The organism is Pseudomonas sp. BIGb0176 (assembly GCF_024810175.1).
Taxonomy (GTDB): Bacteria; Pseudomonadota; Gammaproteobacteria; order Pseudomonadales; family Pseudomonadaceae; genus Aquipseudomonas; species Aquipseudomonas protegens.
In genome coordinates, this window is record NZ_JANUEC010000003.1 from 460866 (window position 1) to 477585 (window position 16720).

Here is a 16720-nt window from a genome sequence, read left to right on the forward strand (position 1 = left end):
TAACTACGAATTCGCCAAGTCCAATGCCTTTGCCCCGGTTCGTGCGGCTGGCCCTGACGGCGCCTGAACGCCTAGACTGCGGCGGTCTTTCAGTTCAGGAACAGGCCGTGACTTCCCTCTTTTGGTACGACTACGAAACCACCGGCATCAATCCGCGTTGTGATCGCCCGTTGCAAGTGGCCGGTATCCGCACCGACCTGGCACTCAACGAGATCGACGAGCCGGTCAACCTCTACTGCCAGCCCAGCGACGATATCCTGCCCCATCCGATGGCTTGCATGATCACTGGCATCACCCCTGGCCGTCTGGCCGAACAAGGCCTGGGGGAGGCGGATTTCATGACCCGGGTGCACGAGCAACTGGCGCGCCCCGGGACCTGCGGCGTGGGCTACAACACCCTGCGTTTCGACGATGAGATGACCCGCTACAGCCTGTATCGCAATTTCTTCGACCCCTACGCCCGGGAGTGGCAGGGCGGCAACAGCCGTTGGGACCTGATCGACGTGGTGCGCACGGCTTATGCGTTGCGCCCCCAGGGGATCGTCTGGCCCGAGGAGCAGGGGCAGGTAAGCCTCAAGCTGGAGCGCCTGACCGCAGCCAACGGCATCGATCACGGCCAGGCCCATGACGCGCTGTCCGATGTTCGGGCGACCATCGCCCTGGCGCGATTGGTTCGCGACAAACAGCCCAGACTCTATGACTGGCTGTTCCAGTTGCGCAGCAAGCAGCGGGTGATGGATCAGGTCCGCCTGTTGCAACCCATGGTGCACATCTCCGGGCGCTTTTCTGCGGCGCGCCACTACATCGGCGTGGTCCTGCCCCTGGCCTGGCATCCACGCAATCGCAATGCCTTGATTGTCTGCGACCTGCACCTGGACCCTCAGGGGCTGTTGGAGTTGGACGCCGAAACCCTGCGCCAGCGTTTGTACACGCGCCGGGAAGATCTGCTCGAAGGCGAGTTGCCGGTGCCGTTGAAACTCATCCATATCAATCGCTGCCCGGTCGTGGCGCCATTGAGTGTTCTGCGCAGTGAAGATCAACAGCGGCTGCACTTGGACATGGAGCTATATCAGCGTCGGGCTGTGGCCTTGAGCGAAGCTCAAGAAGTTTGGCGGGATAAACTTTCGGTGATTTATGGGCCGGATGAATTTGCCGCAAGCGATGACCCGGAGCAACAGTTGTACGACGGTTTTATTGGTGACCGTGACCGGCGTTTGTGTGAGCAAGTACGTGAGGCTGACCCGTTGCACTTGGCCCAGCAACAATGGCCATTCGATGATGAGCGCTTGCCGGAATTACTCTTTCGCTACCGTGCCCGCAACTTTCCAGAAACATTGAACAAAGCCGAGCAAGAACGTTGGCTGGTTTTTTGTCAGCAGCGTTTGCTAGATCCGCAACTCGGTGCTCCCAATACCCTGGAAAGTTTCCGGCAAGGGCTTGAGCAATCGCTGTTAAGTGCGGACCCGATGCAGCGTCAGGTTCTGGATCAATGGCAGGACTATGTGCAGGCCCTGACGAGGCGCCTGGCTCTTTGAGCAGCGGCCCCGCTCCTTGGGCGGGTTGCCAGGGCATAAAAAAACGCCAGCATGCTGGCGTTTTCTCTGTAGGGCTGCAAAGCCCGGGCGCTCAACGGAGAGGCTTAGCCCAGCAGGGTGGCCCAGCCTTCTACCACGTCGCCGCCCCACTTGGCTTTCCACTCTTTCAGAGTCTTGTGGTTGCCACCTTTGGTTTCGATGACTTCGCCGTTGTGCGGGTTCTTGTACTGTTTAACTTTACGGGCGCGCTTGGTGCCGGTGGTTTTAACCGCGGCGCGAGGTGCTTTAACTTTCGAGTCCGGATCCAGCAGGGCGATGATGTCGCGCAGGGATTTGGAGTACTCGCCCATCAGGCTGCGCAGTTTGCCTTCGAACTCCAGTTCGGCTTTCAGTTTGTCGTCTTGGGACAGGTTCTTCAAACGCGCTTGCAGTTCTTTGATGGCTTCTTCAGTGGCACGGTATTCGTTGATCAGGGACATGAGGACTACCTTATTGAGCGCTGAGTGGCTGGGTGACAGTGTCGCAATAATAGTCAGGGAGTTTGAGCAAGTAAACATAATACCGCTGTTTTATTCGTCTCTCTTAGTGTGTTTAGGCGTAAAAGACATTTCGCTATTTAATAGGTTGATGCATTCGGGCCGGTTATTCACAAACTAGTTAAGCACTATTTACAAGTGCCATTACGGCGCCTGGAGTAGCGGCCGCTAAGCCGGGCCGGAGCGGCCCTTGGTGATCTGCCCGGGGCGCTGGATGCAATGAATACTGCAGTTTTGTCGCGCAATCGCTAGAATGGCGACCTTTGCGAAGTTCTGGAGTTTCCCCCCCATGCGCACCTTTCGGTTGGTGATTTCTTGCCCTGACCGCGTTGGCATCGTTGCCAAAGTCAGTAACTTTCTAGCCTCCCACAACGGTTGGATCACCGAAGCGAGCCACCACTCGGACAATCTCAGTGGCTGGTTTTTCATGCGCCACGAGATTCGTGCCGATTCACTGCCCTTTGGCCTGGAGGCTTTTCGCGAGGCCTTTGCGCCGATCGCCGAAGAGTTCTCGATGGACTGGCGCATTACCGATACCGCCGAGAAAAAGCGCGTGGTACTGATGGCCAGCCGCGAATCCCACTGCCTGGCCGACTTGCTGCACCGCTGGCACAGCGATGAGCTGGATTGCCAGATCGCCTGCGTGATTTCCAACCACGATGATCTGCGCAGCATGGTCGAGTGGCACGGCATTCCTTATTACCACGTGCCGGTCAACCCGCAGGACAAGGAGCCGGCCTTCGCCGAGGTGTCGCGCCTGGTCAAGCAGCACGACGCCGAAGTGGTGGTGCTGGCGCGCTACATGCAGATCCTGCCGCCGGAGCTGTGCAGCGAGTACGCGCACAAGGTGATCAACATCCACCACAGCTTCCTGCCATCCTTTGTCGGTGCCAAGCCTTACCATCAGGCCTCGCTGCGCGGTGTGAAGCTGATCGGCGCAACCTGCCACTACGTCACCGAGGAACTGGACGCCGGTCCTATCATCGAGCAGGACGTGGTGCGGGTCAGCCACAGCGACAGCATCGAGGACATGGTGCGTTTCGGTCGTGACGTGGAGAAAATGGTCCTGGCCCGCGGCCTGCGCTATCACCTGGAAGACCGTGTGCTGGTGCACGGCAACAAGACTGTGGTGTTCTGATTGAAAAAAAACCAGGCGCGGGGGTTCAATACCCCGCTCCTGGTTTTGCACATCACGAGGTCAGCCCGATGACCGATCCACTGGATAAAGCCACGTCCAAGGCACCCGCCACCCTCGGCGAAGGTTGCCTGAGCCGTTATGACCCTGATGAGTTGAGCCCTGACGACGGCACCGATTTTCCCGATGCCGCGCAGTTGTGGGAGCAATTGCAGCAGGAACCCCAGGCGCCATCCCGGCCCAAGCCTGCTTGAGCCTGCCGCCGGCTAGCCGGCGACAGGGCATTGGGCGCTTTCAGATCCTGAAACTGCCCACCAGTTGCTTCAAGCGTGCTGCCTGCTGCTCCAGATCGGAGCAGGCCCGCAAGGTGGCCTGGAGGTTTTCCACGCCTTCCTGATTCAGCGTATTGATCTCGGTAATGTCCATATTGATGGACTCCACCACCGAGGTCTGCTCTTCGGTCGCCGTGGCCACCGACTGGTTCATGCCGTCAATCTCGCCTATGCGCTGGGTCACGCTGTTGAGTCGTTCCCCGGCCTGGTTGGCGATTTCCACGCTGTCCTGGCTGTGGCGCTGGCTGTTACTCATGGTGCTCACCGATTCGCGAGCGCCCACTTGCAACTCCTCGATCATGCCCTGCACTTGCTGCGCCGACTCCTGGGTGCGGTGCGCCAGGTTGCGCACTTCATCGGCAACCACGGCAAAGCCGCGTCCTGCCTCGCCGGCCCGGGCCGCTTCGATGGCCGCGTTGAGGGCCAGCAGATTGGTCTGCTGGGAAATGCTGGTGATCACTTCGAGGATCTGCCCGATGTTCACGGTCTTGCTATTGAGGGTTTCGATGTTGCTGCTGGAGGCGCTGATCATGTCCGACAGTTGGTTCATCGCCTGGATGCTGCGATCCACCACTTGCTGGCCGTCTTCGGCGAGGTTGCGCGCATCGCTGGCCTGTTGCGAAGCCTGGGCGGCATTGCGGGCGATTTCCTGGGCGGCGGCCCCGAGCTGATTGATGGCGGCGGCCACGCTGTTGGTGCGGCTGGCCTGCTCGTCGGAGTTGAGCATCGACGAGTTGGAGGCGCTGACCACGCGCAGGGCGACTTCGTTGACGTGCTCGGTGGCCGAGGACACTTCGCGGATCGAGCCGTGGATGCGTTCGACGAAACGGTTGAAGGCGGTGCCGAGGATGCCGAACTCGTCCTGGTTATGGATGTTCAGGCGTCGAGTCAGGTCGCCTTCGCCATCGGCGATGTCCTGCATGGCCCGGGTCATCACGTGCAGCGGCTGCATCAGCAGGCGGATCAGCAGGCCCAGCAGGGCAATGGTCAGGGCCACGGCCGTCAGGGTGGCGATGATCGCCGAGGTGCGGAACTCGCTGAGCATGGCGAAAGCCTTGTCCTTGTCCACGGACAGGCCGATGTACCAGTTCACCGAGGACAGGCCCTTGATCTGGGTGAAGGTGACAATGCGCGGCTTGCCATCGACAGTGATCTCGCTGAGTTCACTGCTGATCTTGGGGGTGTCCTGGGGGTAGACGTCCTTGAGGGTCTTCATCACCAGGTTCTTGTCCGGGTGCACCAGGATCTTGCCGTCGGCGCTGATCAGGAAGGCGTAGCCCATGCCGTCGAAGTCCAGGGCATTGATGCTGTCGGTGATTACTTGCAGGCTCAGGTCGCCGCCGACCACACCGATCCTCTGGCCGGCCTTGATCACGCTGTCGACGATGGAGATCACCAACTGGCCGGACGCCAGGTCGATATAGGGTTCGGTCAGGGCCGAGCCGCTGCTGCTTTCGGCACTCTTGTACCAGGGGCGGGCGCGAGGATCGTAGCCATCCGGCATCTTGCTGTTGGGACGGATGATGAAGGTGCCGTCATTGTTGCCCAGGTAGGCCCCCATGAAGGTCGAGCTGACGGATTTCTGTTCCAGCAGGTTGCTGACATTCGCAGGGTCCGTGTTGAGGGCCACCGACTGGGAGATGTTCTCGATCAGCAGGGCGCGACCGGCGAGCCAGGTCTGAATATTTTTTGCCGTGACGTCGCCCATTTCCTGAAGATAGTTGTCCAGATCATCACGAATGGCGTTGCGTTGCAGGTAATCGTTGTAGAGCGTGAATAGTGCAAATGCAGCTATGACGATCAGCGAGGCGGCAAGCAGGATCTTGTGGCTGAAGCGCAGATTTTTGTTCATGGCTTGGGGTGTCCGCTAAGGTCTTTGAGTCCAGGGCATCGGGTTGGAAAAACGCACAGAAGGGCGGTGTTATAAGTAAGCTGATATCTCCATCTATCCCACGGGAATTACCTGACCTTTATTTCAGATACTTCTGATCCATCATTTATTCATATCGACCGTGTAAGGCCAAAGATTAACCAGGGGTGACAAAATGCCTGACTCATCGCAACTCGTAATCGGTGCCGGCCTCGATGGCCTGCCGATCGCCCAGGCCATGCGCCTGGCCAACCGCCACGGTCTGGTGGCGGGCGCCACGGGCACCGGCAAGACCGTCACCCTGCAGCGCCTTGCAGAAGCCTTCAGTGATGCCGGGGTGGCGGTATTTGCCGCAGACATCAAAGGCGACCTCTGTGGGCTGGGGGCTGCGGGCAACCCCCAGGGCAAGGTTGCCGAGCGGATCGCCGGCATGCCCTGGCTCAAGCATCAACCACAGGCCTATCCGGTGACCCTGTGGGATATCCATGGGCAAAGCGGTCATCCTCTGCGCACCACCCTGAGCGAAATGGGCCCGCTGCTGCTGGGCAGTTTGCTGGAACTCACCGACAGCCAGCAGTCGGCGCTCTATGCGGCGTTCAAGGTGGCTGATCGCGAAGGCCTGTTGCTGCTCGACCTGAAGGACCTCAAGGCGCTGCTCAACCACCTCAAGGACAACCCGCAGCTGCTCGGGGACGATGCTGCGTTGATGACTACCGGCTCCAGCCAGGCGCTGTTGCGGCGCCTGGCGACCTTGGAGCAGCAGGGCGCCGAAGCACTGTTCGGTGAGCCGGCGTTGCAGCTGGAGGACATTCTGCAGCCGGCCGCCGATGGTCGTGGGCGGATTCATCTGCTCGATGCCAGCCGCCTCGTGCATGAGGCGCCGAAAGTCTATGCGACCTTCCTTTTATGGCTGCTGGCCGAGCTGTTCGAGCAACTGCCGGAGCGGGGCGATGCGGACAAGCCGCTGCTGGCGCTGTTCTTCGACGAAGCGCACCTGCTGTTCGCCGGTACTCCCAAGGCCTTGCAGGACCGGCTGGAGCAGGTGGTGCGGCTGATTCGTTCCAAAGGTGTGGGGGTGTATTTCGTTACCCAGTCGCCCGGGGACCTGCCGGACAATGTCCTGGCTCAATTGGGATTGCGTATCCAGCATGGCTTGCGGGCCTTTACTGCCAAGGAACAGAAGTCCCTGCGCGCCGTGGCGGATGGTTTCCGTCCCAACCCCGCCTTCGATGCGCTGGCGGTACTGACCGAGCTGGGCATCGGCGAAGCGCTGGTGGGCACCTTGCAGGACAAGGGCACGCCAGAAATGGTCCAGCGGGTACTGGTGGCGCCGCCGCAGTCGCGGATCGGGCCGCTGACCGAGGCCGAGCGCCAGGCCCTGATCGCCAGTTCGCCGCTGCTGGGGCGCTATGACAAACCGATCGACCGCGAATCAGCCTATGAAGTGTTGCTGGGGCGCAAGGAGTTGGCACCGCAGGATCAGCAGCCTTCTGGCAAAGCAGCGGCTGAAGAGCCCAGCCTGGCCGACCGGGCGGGTGAGTTCCTTGGCACGGCTGCCGGGCAGGCATTGAAGTCGGCCATGCGCCAGGCGGCTAATCAATTGGGACGGCAACTGGTGCGGGGCTTGATGGGTTCCCTGCTCGGCGGCAGCAAGCGGCGCTGAAGTACAGGCTTGAGTCAGCCCCGCGGTTTGGCGTGGCTGGCCAGGCGCTCCAGGGCCGCGCGCAGGTTGGGATCGGTGATGCCCTCTGCGGTGGCCTGGATGGTTTCAGCGGCGTTGTTCGACAGGTCCATGGTGTGTCCCGCGGCCCCTTGCTGGACCGTCGGCGGCTGGACCTTGAACAGGATGCGCGTCAGGTTGCTGAACTCGTTGAACTCCAGCAATTGACGTTGCAGGCGCTTTTGCTGATAGCGCAGGCGCGTTGCCCAGTGCCCGTCGGTGACGATCAGCAGCAGGCTGCCTTCACGCCAGGAAGCAACGTGGCAATGTTCGCGAGCGGCCGGCTGCAGCTGGCTTTCCAGCAGGCGCTGCAGATGTGCCAGGCGCTGGGCGTGGCCGAGTATGGCTTTCAGAGGCTTGGCTTCGCGAAGAAGAACGGCGGGAGCGCGTGCCGTAAGGGGGCGAAATGCCATGATCAGAAACCTGAAGTTACAGAGGCGCCATGGTAGCAGAAAGCGCCCGCCACGCCGGTGCCATCGCTTGTTCGTACTTTGATCAATTTCTAGTTCTTTGCTGATCGTAATCATTAACTTCTGTGGTCAATGGGCTTGAAGTTCAGCGAAAAGCCCTTATTTTAGGTGAGCCCCGTCACAGCGCTGTGCCAGCATCGTGGAATAACGCCACTTTCCTCACCATCGTTTCCGGGTAGAATGCTCGTTCGCATGCGGCCATGAGGGCTGCTCGGGCGACTCACGGGGCCGCCCTCCAACCCTATGTGTGGAAGATCCTGCCGATATGTTTGCGCCTTTGTTAAAGAAACTTTTTGGAAGCAAGAACGAGCGTGAAGTCAAACGCATGCTCAAGACGGTACAGATCGTCAATGCCTTCGAAGAGCAAATGGTGGCCCTTTCGGACGATCAATTGCGTGCCAAGACTGCCGAGTTCAAGGCCCGTATCGCCAAGGGTGAAACCCTCGACAAACTGCTTCCCGAAGCCTTCGCGGTCGCCCGTGAAGCCGGTAAGCGGATCATGGGAATGCGCCACTTCGATGTGCAGCTGATCGGCGGCATGACCTTGCATGAAGGCAAGATCGCCGAGATGCGCACCGGTGAGGGCAAGACTCTGGTAGCGACCCTGGGTGTGTACCTCAATGCGCTGTCCGGCAAGGGCGTGCACGTGGTGACCGTGAACGACTACCTGGCTCGCCGCGACGCCAACTGGATGCGCCCGCTGTACGAATTCCTCGGCCTGAGCGTCGGCGTGGTCACGCCGTTCCAGCCGCCTGAAGAGAAACGTGCTGCTTACGCCGCCGACATCACCTACGGCACCAACAACGAATTCGGTTTCGACTACCTGCGCGACAACATGGCTTTCAGCATGGAAGACAAGTTCCAGCGCGAGCTCAATTTTGCCGTGATCGACGAAGTCGACTCGATCCTCATCGACGAAGCCCGTACTCCGTTGATCATTTCCGGCCAGGCTGAGGACAGCTCCCGCCTGTACACCGAGATCAACAAGCTGATCCCGCGCCTCGAGCAGCACATCGAGGAAGTGGAAGGCCAGGTCACCAAGGCCGGGCACTTCACCGTCGACGAGAAGACCCGCCAGGTCGAGCTCAACGAAGCCGGTCACCAGTTCATCGAAGAAATGCTGACCCAGGTCGGCCTGCTGGCTGAAGGCGAAAGCCTCTACTCGGCGCACAACCTGGGCCTGTTGACCCACGTTTACGCCGGCCTGCGTGCGCACAAGCTGTTCAACCGCAACGTTGAATACATCGTCCAGGATGGGCAGGTGGTCCTGGTGGACGAACACACCGGTCGTACCATGCCCGGTCGCCGCTTGTCCGAAGGCCTGCACCAGGCCATCGAAGCCAAGGAAAACCTCAATATCCAGGCCGAGAGCCAGACCCTGGCCTCGACCACCTTCCAGAACTACTTCCGTCTGTACACCAAGCTGTCCGGCATGACCGGCACCGCCGACACCGAAGCCTTCGAGTTCCATCAGATCTACGGTCTGCAGGTGATGGTGATTCCGCCTAACAAGCCGCTGGCCCGTAAGGACTACAACGACCTGGTGTTCCTGACCGCGGACGAGAAATACGCCGCGATCATCAACGACATCAAGGAGTGCATGACCCAGGGCCGTCCGGTGCTGGTAGGCACCGCGACCATCGAAACGTCCGAGCACATGTCCAACCTGCTCAACAAGGAAGGCATCGAGCACAAGGTCCTGAACGCCAAGTTCCACGAAAAGGAAGCGGAAATCATTGCCCAGGCCGGTCGCCCGGGCGCCCTGACCATCGCCACCAACATGGCCGGTCGTGGTACCGACATCCTGTTGGGCGGCAACTGGGAAGTGGAAGTGGCTTCCCTGGAGAACCCGACTCCGGAGCAGATCGCCCAGATCAAGGCCGACTGGCAGAAGCGTCACCAGCAAGTGCTGGAGTCCGGTGGCCTGCAGGTGATCGCTTCCGAGCGCCATGAGTCCCGTCGTATCGACAACCAGCTGCGTGGCCGTGCCGGCCGCCAGGGCGACGCCGGTTCCAGCCGCTTCTACCTGTCCCTGGAAGACAGCCTGATGCGTATCTTCGCCTCTGACCGGGTGAAGAACTTCATGAAGGCCCTGGGCATGCAGTCCGGCGAGGCGATCGAGCACCGCATGGTGACCAACGCCATCGAGAAGGCCCAGCGCAAGGTCGAAGGCCGCAACTTCGACATCCGCAAGCAATTGCTGGAGTTCGACGACGTCAACAACGAGCAGCGTAAAGTGATCTATCACATGCGCAACACCTTGTTGGCCGCGGACAACATTGGCGAAACCATCGCCGACTTCCGCCAGGACGTGCTCAACGCTACCGTCAGCGCCCACATCCCGCCGCAATCGCTGCCTGAGCAGTGGGACGTGGCAGGCCTGGAAGAAGCCATCCAGAGTGGCTTCGGTGTCAGCCTGCCGATCCAGCAATGGCTCGACGAAGACGATCACCTGTACGAGGAAACCCTGCGCGAGAAGCTGCTCAACGAGCTGATCGCCGCGTACAACGAGAAAGAAGACCAGGCCGGTGCCGAAGCCCTGCGCACTTTCGAGAAGCAGATTGTTCTGCGGGTACTGGACGACCTGTGGAAAGACCACCTGTCGACCATGGACCACCTGCGTCACGGTATTCACCTGCGTGGTTACGCGCAGAAGAACCCGAAGCAGGAGTACAAGCGCGAATCCTTCACCCTGTTCTCCGAGTTGCTCGACTCCATCAAGCGCGACTCGATCCGCGTGCTGTCCCACGTCCAGGTGCGTCGCGAAGACCCGGCCGAGGAAGAGGCTCGCCTGCGTCAGGAAGCCGAGGCTCTGGCCCAGCGCATGCAGTTTGAACACGCCGAGGCACCGGGGCTGGATCAGCCGGAAGCCCTGGAAGAGGGCGTCGAGGTCGATGTGGCCCTGGCCACCGCGCCAGTGCGCAACGAGCAGAAGCTTGGCCGCAATGAACTGTGCTACTGCGGTTCGGGCAAGAAGTACAAACACTGTCACGGCCAGATCAACTAAGATCCCCGCCAGACACTGAAACACCCGCGCCGTGACGGCATCAGCCGTCGCGGCGTTTTTCCATTTGCGGCACCGTCTTTTGAGACGACGGTGCAGACACCTGATAAGAGGAGCGCATTCATGGCTGTTGGTCTTGGTCCTTTGCCTACGTTGCACCCGGTTGCCGGCTTCGAGCTCGGTATCGCTTCGGCCGGCATCAAGCGCCCGGGGCGCAAGGATGTGGTGGTCATGCGTTGTGCCGAAGGCTCCACGGTGGCGGGGGTGTTCACCCTCAACGCGTTCTGCGCCGCACCGGTGATTCTGGCCAAGCAGCGGGTACAAGGCCCGGTGCGGTATCTGCTGACCAACACCGGTAACGCCAACGCCGGCACTGGTGAGCCGGGCCTGGCCGCGGCGTCCCGCACCTGCGCCAAGCTGGCGGAGCTGACCGGCGTCGATGCCAGCGCCGTGCTGCCTTACTCCACCGGGGTGATCGGCGAGCCATTGCCGGTAGAGAAAATCGAAGGCGCTTTGCAAGCTGCGCTGGACGACCTGTCCGTGGACAACTGGGCTGCCGCCGCCACTGGCATCATGACCACCGACACCCTGCCCAAGGGCGCCAGCCGCCAGTTCCAGCATGATGGCGTGACCATCACCGTGACCGGCATCAGCAAAGGCGCGGGGATGATCCGCCCGAACATGGCAACCATGCTCGGCTACATCGCCACTGACGCCAAAGTCTCCCGCGAAGTGCTGCAGAACCTGTTGCTGGACGGTGCCAACAAGTCCTTCAACCGCATCACCATCGACGGCGACACGTCGACCAACGACTGCTGCATGCTGATCGCCACGGGGCAGGCCAAGCTGCCGGAAATCACCAAGGCCGAGGGCCCGCTGTTCGCTGCCCTGAAGCAGGCGGTGTTCGAGGTGTGCATGGAAGTGGCCCAGGCCATCGTCCGTGACGGTGAGGGCGCGACCAAGTTCGTCACTGTGGACGTCAACGGCGGGGCTACTTACCAGGAGTGCCTGGACGTGGGCTACACCGTGGCTCACTCGCCACTGATCAAGACCGCGCTGTTCGCTTCGGACCCGAACTGGGGCCGCATCCTGGCGGCAGTAGGTCGTGCCGGGGTGCCGGACCTGGATGTCAGCAAGATCGACGTGTTCCTCGGTGAAGTCTGCATTGCCAGCCGTGGCGCCCGTGCTGCCAGCTACACCGAAGCCCAGGGCGCGGCGGTGATGCAGCAGGAAGAAATCACCATCCGCATCGAACTGGGCCGTGGCGCGTGCAGCGAAACCATCTGGACCACCGACCTGTCTCACGAATACGTGAAGATCAACGCGGAATACCGCACCTAAGAACCTCGCCGGCGTTGCCGCTCCTGCTGTAGGAGCCGGCTTGCCGGCGAAGCGCAGATCCAACGCCCGGCCCGCAAGGGCCTGGCCAACATGCCTGAGCAGAGGAAGTAGTGCGGTGAAACGAGTACATGTGGCTGCGGCCGTTATCCGGGATGCCAGCGGCAAGATCCTGATTGCCCGGCGTGCCGATACTCAGCATCAAGGTGGCCTGTGGGAGTTCCCCGGCGGCAAGGTCGAGCCCGGGGAGGCGGTCGAAGCCGCGCTGGCCCGCGAGCTACAGGAAGAACTGGGCATCGCCGTCACCGCAGCGCGCCCGCTGATCAAGGTGCAGCACGATTATCCGGACAAGCAGGTACTGCTGGATGTTTGGGAAGTCTCGGCGTTCAGCGGTGAGCCTCACGGCGCCGAAGGGCAACCTCTGGCCTGGGTCACTGCTCGTGAGCTGGCCGACTATGAGTTCCCCGCGGCCAATCAGCCGATTGTCGCTGCCGCGCGTCTGCCAGCCCACTACCTGATCACCCCGGAAGGCCTGGAAACCCCGACCCTGCTGCGAGGCATGCAAAAAGCCGTGGCCCAGGGCTGCAAGCTGATTCAACTGCGGGCTCCCGGCGGCTACGATCCGCAATACCGCGACCTGGCGGTGGATGCGGTGGGCCTGTGCGCCGGCAAGGCGCAACTGATGCTCAAGGGGCCCTTCGAATGGCTGGGGGATTTCCCCTCGGCGGGCTGGCACATCACTGCGGCGCAACTGCGCAAGTACGCCAGCGCCGGGCGGCCGTTCGGCAAGGATCGCTGGTTGGCGGCTTCTTGCCATAACGCCGAGGAGCTGTCCCTGGCCCAGCAGATGGACGTGGACTTCGTGACCTTGTCTCCGGTACAGCCCACCCAGACTCATCCGGATGCACAGCCATTGGGCTGGCAACAGGCCGAGCAACTGATCGGCGGTTTCAACAAGCCGGTGTATCTGCTGGGTGGCGTGGGGCCCGCCGAATGCCAGCAGGCCTGGGCAGCGGGTGCTCAAGGTGTAGCGGGTATCCGCGCCTTCTGGCCGCAGGATTGAAGACATCCTCAATGGCAGCCTGGGCCCAGGTCTGCGGGAGCAGGCTTGCCTGAGAGGCATCGTCGGGCGCTTGCAGGCCCTTTCGCCCGCAAGCCGCGTGGTCAGGGCTTGGCGGCGGCCTGCCAGAGGATTTCGGCAATGCCCTGGCGCTTGGCGATCAGTCGGGCGGCGACAAACAGCAGGTCCGACAGGCGATTGATGTAGGCCAGCCCAACCCCTTGCAAAGGCTCAACGGCATTCAGGTGCTGACAGCGACGTTCGGCGCTGCGGGCCAGGCTGCGGCAGACATGGGCCTGGGCGATCAGCGCCGAGCCGCCGGGCAGGATGAAGTTCTCCAGCGGGCCCAACTCCTCGTTCCACAGATCGATGGCCGCCTCCAGGCGCTGTACTTCAGCCTCGTTGAGGGCCTGATAGACCGGCATCGCCAGCTCGCCACCCAGGTCGAACAACCGATGCTGACAGGGAGCCAGCACTGTGATCACTTCCTCGAGCCCGGGGCAGTCACCGCTCTGCTCACCGAGGCCTGCCAGTAGCAGGCCCAATTGGCTGTTCAGGGTATCAACCTCGCCAATGGCTTCGACCCGAGGGTGATCCTTGGGCACCCGACGGCCATCCCCCAGTCCGGTTTCGCCTTTGTCGCCAGTGCGGGTGTAGATCTTCGACAAGCGAAAGCCCATGTTCAGTTCTCCAGTGGTAACGGTTCTTGGACCAGCGGCTGGCTGCTGGCCAGGGGCAGGCGCAAGGTGAAGCAAGTGCCCTGCCCGCGAGTGGACTGCACCTCCATCTGCCCCTTGTGGTTATTGGTGATGATGAAGTACGACACCGACAGGCCGAGCCCGGTGCCCTGGCCGATTTCCTTGGTGGTGAAGAAGGGCTCGAAGGTACGCTTGCGCACGTTTTCGCTCATGCCGATTCCGTTGTCCTCCACCTGGATCTCTGCCCAGGGCGGATTCAAACGGGTACGCAGGATGATACGTCCGGGTTCGCTGTCATCTTCGCGCTGATGGATGGCCTGGGCGGCGTTTTTCAGCAGGTTGAGCAGCACCTGTTCCAGTTCGTTGGCAGTGCCGGCAACCGGGCCCAGGTTCGGGTCGAACTGGCGAATGATCGCCTGGCCCTTGAAGTCGAAGCCAATGGCCAGGTCGAAGTCGTTGCTGGCGATCTCCACCGCCTGGTCGATCAGCGCCGGCAGGTCGCAGGGGGCCATCTGGCGGTTGCTGCGCCGGCTGAAGCTGAGCATGTGGGTGACGATCTTCGCCGCCCGGGCTCCGGCCTGCTGAATGCCATCGAGCAGTTGCGGCACTTCGCGGCTTTCCAGGTAGCGATTGACGGTCTGCAGTTCAACACCGATCTGCTGCGCGTGCTCAAGGTTCTTTGGCAGGTCGGTAGACAGTCGTCGGCGAATGTTCTGTACGTTGTGCAGGATCGCTCCCAGCGGGTTGTTGATCTCATGGGCCATGCCGGCCGCGAGGCCGCCCACCGAAAGCATTTTCTCCGATTGCACCATCATCTCCTCCAGGGACAGGCGCTGGGTGATGTCGTCGATACGGATCACCACCCCGCGTCCGGCGCCCCCCATCAGGGGGTAGAAGGTCAGGGCGTAGTGCTTGGGTTCTTCGTCCTTGAACCAGGTGACCCGCTCCACCTTGGTCACCGTGTGCTGCTCGACGGTTTCCTTGAGTTGCGGCAGGAACGGCTTGAGCGGTTCGAAGGCGAGGAAGATCGGCTGGTTCAGGGCTTCGTCGAGCCGGGTGCCGGACAGGGCGCTGGCTTCCTGGTTCCACTGGGTGACGTAGAGCTGTTCATCCAGAGCGATCAGCGCCGAGGGCATGGAGTCGATGATGCTGTTGAGGTAGTTCTGAAAGCCGGTGAGCTTCTTCTCGATCTTGCTGCGCACCTGGACTTCCAGTTCCAGCTTGCGGTTGGTATGGCGGGTTTCCTCCGCCAGCCCCTGGGCCTGGTCGTAGGCGGCCTGGGAGTCGTCCCGGGCGCGCTTGAGCTGCTGCTCGCGAGCTTCGATACGCGACAGCATGGTGTTGAAGGCTTCTGCCAGGCTGCCGATTTCATCGTGGTTGCCCCGGGCTGCGCGCAGGGCGTAGTTCTCCTCGCGGGTGACCTGGCGCGACAGTTCCTCGAGCTGATGGATCGGCTGGGTGATCAGGCGCTTGATCTGCCGGGCGATGACCAGCCACAGCAGCACACTGAAGATCAGGATTCCCAGGCTGGCGGTCAGGGTGCCGGTGTAGAAGGCCATCGGCAGTTCGCTGGTGGCCACCAGCAGCAGGTGGCCGGGGGCCTGGCCCGGGCGGGGCAGGGTGATGACCTGGTTGCTGCGAAACTCGGTCATTTGCCAGGCTTCGATGTGCCGGTAGCGTTCGGGCAGCTTGAGGCGTTCGCCGTGCTGCAACTGGGCCAGGCGCTGGCCCTTGCCGTCATAGAGTGCGGCTGCCCGCAGCGGGGTATAGCTGTCGAGTTCGTTGAGCAGCTTCTCGGCATCTTCGGGAGAGTTCAGCGCCTGGATCGCCAGGGTCGGATTGGACACCAGGCGGCCAATGGTCTGCAGCGCCTGGGGCGCCATGCTTTCCTGGGAGATCCAGTAGGCCGCGCTGATAAAGGTCAGGTTGGCGACCAGCAGAACGGTGGTCAGCAGGACAAGCAGGGCGGCCAGGAGCTTTTGGCCCACTGGCAGGTTTTCGAGGCGCTGGCGCAATGGCATCGGCTATATCGCTGGAAATGAGCAAGTGGGGAGCGTAGCCGCTGCTCAGGCGCTGGGCAATCCGCGTTGCTGCAGCTGGTTCACCAGGCGCTGTTGCAACTGCTGCAGATGAGGCAGTTGCAGGCGATGCCGGGCAGCGGCTTCACAGGCGTAACCCAGCAGGTAGCTGATTTCGGTGCGTCGCCCGTTACTGACATCCTGGTGCATGGAGGAATAGTTGGCGGCGGTGGCCAGGATCACCCGTTCCACTTCCTGTTGCAGGTTTTGCGCGGCAGCGGGTTGCCCGCAGCATTGCAGCAGCTCGCTCAGCTCGGCGCACAGGGTGGCCACTTCGCAATGATGCTGCTGCAAGCCACCGTTACGGCAGTCGTGCAGTACCGTCAGTGGGTTGATCGCGCAGTTGAGTGCCAGCTTGCGCCAGAGCCGGGTGAGGATCTGGGTGCTCCATTCATGGGGAATGCCGCTGGCCGCCAATTCGTCGAGCCAGATCGGCGGCGTGGGGTGCCCCGAGTCCCCCAGCCAGGTGTAGCCGTGGCCGGCAAAGACCACGCGCCAGTCGCCATCGCGGAAGGCGCCCTCGGTGCTGGAGGCGGCAATGCAGCGTGCCTGGGGCACTCGGGCGGCCACGGCATCCTGGCTGCCCAGGCCGTTCTGCAGCAGGATCAGTTCGGCTCCCGGCTCCAGGCGCGGGGCGATGCTGGCCACTGCCGCCTCGGCGTCGTAGGCCTTGCAGGCCAGCAACAGGCGCTGGATGGGGGCGCTGCTGGTGCTGGTTTCTCCGGGAATTGCCAGCAGGCTGCTCTGGCCCTGTTCTACCAGGGTCAGGCCGCCGGCCGCCTGATAGGCCCGCAAGCGGGCGGGGTCACGCAGAATCAGGCGTACCGGCAAGCCGGCGCGGGCCAGGCGGGTGGCCCACAGGGTGCCGAGGCTGCCGGCGCCGAGAACATGCCAGGTGGTGGACATCAGGTTTTCGCTCTGTTTGGCCGCCCGGGGGAGGGCGC

Annotated in this window: 13 protein-coding genes and 1 pseudogene; 7 read left to right on the forward strand and 7 right to left on the reverse strand. The window is 62.0% G+C overall.

Annotated features, from left to right (window positions below):
- The first annotated feature begins 107 nt into the window (after window positions 1-107).
- Window positions 108-1535, forward strand: coding sequence for an exodeoxyribonuclease I (gene sbcB / locus M2395_RS20225; protein ID WP_011063042.1), 1428 nt, complete (start codon window positions 108-110; stop codon window positions 1533-1535).
- Between the two features lie 104 nt (window positions 1536-1639).
- Here sbcB and mvaT read toward each other — a convergent pair whose 3' ends face one another.
- Window positions 1640-2014 (reverse strand): histone-like nucleoid-structuring protein MvaT, encoded by a 375-nt coding sequence (gene mvaT / locus M2395_RS20230; RefSeq protein WP_011063041.1) that lies wholly within the window; start codon window positions 2012-2014, stop codon window positions 1640-1642.
- A gap of 346 nt (window positions 2015-2360) precedes the next feature.
- Between mvaT and purU the strand changes: the two genes are divergently transcribed.
- Both purU and M2395_RS20240 read left to right on the forward strand, forming a co-directional pair.
- Entirely contained in the window at window positions 2361-3209 is an 849-nt protein-coding gene (gene purU / locus M2395_RS20235) for a formyltetrahydrofolate deformylase (protein ID WP_011063040.1), read from the forward strand.
- A gap of 68 nt (window positions 3210-3277) precedes the next feature.
- Window positions 3278-3460, forward strand: coding sequence for a hypothetical protein (locus M2395_RS20240; RefSeq protein ID WP_011063039.1), 183 nt, complete (start codon window positions 3278-3280; stop codon window positions 3458-3460).
- A gap of 40 nt (window positions 3461-3500) precedes the next feature.
- Here M2395_RS20240 and M2395_RS31890 read toward each other — a convergent pair whose 3' ends face one another.
- Together M2395_RS31890 and M2395_RS31895 are read right to left on the reverse strand one after the other, a co-directional pair.
- Window positions 3501-4265, reverse strand: a complete 765-nt coding sequence (locus tag M2395_RS31890) for a methyl-accepting chemotaxis protein (RefSeq protein WP_370059447.1) — start codon at window positions 4263-4265, stop codon at window positions 3501-3503.
- 93 nt (window positions 4266-4358) lie between these two features.
- Window positions 4359-5390, reverse strand: a pseudogene (locus M2395_RS31895) (cache domain-containing protein); the annotation flags it as partial.
- A gap of 193 nt (window positions 5391-5583) precedes the next feature.
- Here M2395_RS31895 and M2395_RS20250 point away from each other — a divergent pair.
- Window positions 5584-7071 carry a helicase HerA-like domain-containing protein gene (locus M2395_RS20250; protein WP_053153471.1) on the forward strand — a complete coding sequence of 496 codons (1488 nt, stop codon included), beginning with the start codon at window positions 5584-5586 and terminating at the stop codon, window positions 7069-7071.
- Between the two features lie 14 nt (window positions 7072-7085).
- Here M2395_RS20250 and M2395_RS20255 read toward each other — a convergent pair whose 3' ends face one another.
- Entirely contained in the window at window positions 7086-7541 is a 456-nt protein-coding gene (locus tag M2395_RS20255; protein ID WP_011063036.1) for a DUF721 domain-containing protein, read from the reverse strand.
- Window positions 7542-7863: 322 nt separating this feature from the next.
- On the opposite strand from M2395_RS20255, the gene secA reads away from it, so the two are divergent.
- The 3 genes from secA (at window position 7864) to M2395_RS20270 (ending at window position 13003) form a co-directional block, all read left to right on the forward strand.
- On the forward strand, window positions 7864-10605 hold the full coding sequence (gene secA / locus M2395_RS20260) for a preprotein translocase subunit SecA (protein ID WP_011063035.1): 2742 nt from the start codon (window positions 7864-7866) through the stop codon (window positions 10603-10605).
- 120 nt (window positions 10606-10725) lie between these two features.
- The gene (gene argJ, locus M2395_RS20265; protein ID WP_077934684.1) at window positions 10726-11943 is read left to right on the forward strand and encodes a bifunctional glutamate N-acetyltransferase/amino-acid acetyltransferase ArgJ; all 1218 of its coding nucleotides are present in this window, start codon (window positions 10726-10728) and stop codon (window positions 11941-11943) included.
- A gap of 115 nt (window positions 11944-12058) precedes the next feature.
- Window positions 12059-13003, forward strand: coding sequence for a Nudix family hydrolase (locus tag M2395_RS20270; protein WP_123431353.1), 945 nt, complete (start codon window positions 12059-12061; stop codon window positions 13001-13003).
- Window positions 13004-13104: 101 nt separating this feature from the next.
- On the opposite strand, the gene M2395_RS20275 is transcribed toward M2395_RS20270, so the two are convergent.
- The 3 genes from M2395_RS20275 to M2395_RS20285 are packed head-to-tail and all read right to left on the reverse strand — an operon-like array spanning window position 13105 to window position 16682.
- Complete coding sequence (locus M2395_RS20275) at window positions 13105-13680, reverse strand: cob(I)yrinic acid a,c-diamide adenosyltransferase (RefSeq protein WP_065365300.1); 576 nt, start codon at window positions 13678-13680, stop codon at window positions 13105-13107.
- Window positions 13681-13682: 2 nt separating this feature from the next.
- On the reverse strand, window positions 13683-15719 hold the full coding sequence (locus M2395_RS20280; RefSeq protein WP_077934682.1) for an ATP-binding protein: 2037 nt from the start codon (window positions 15717-15719) through the stop codon (window positions 13683-13685).
- 45 nt (window positions 15720-15764) lie between these two features.
- A complete protein-coding gene (locus M2395_RS20285; protein ID WP_053153461.1) occupies window positions 15765-16682 on the reverse strand; it encodes a putative 2-dehydropantoate 2-reductase in 918 nt (305 codons plus the stop codon).
- Window positions 16683-16720 lie beyond the last annotated feature (38 nt).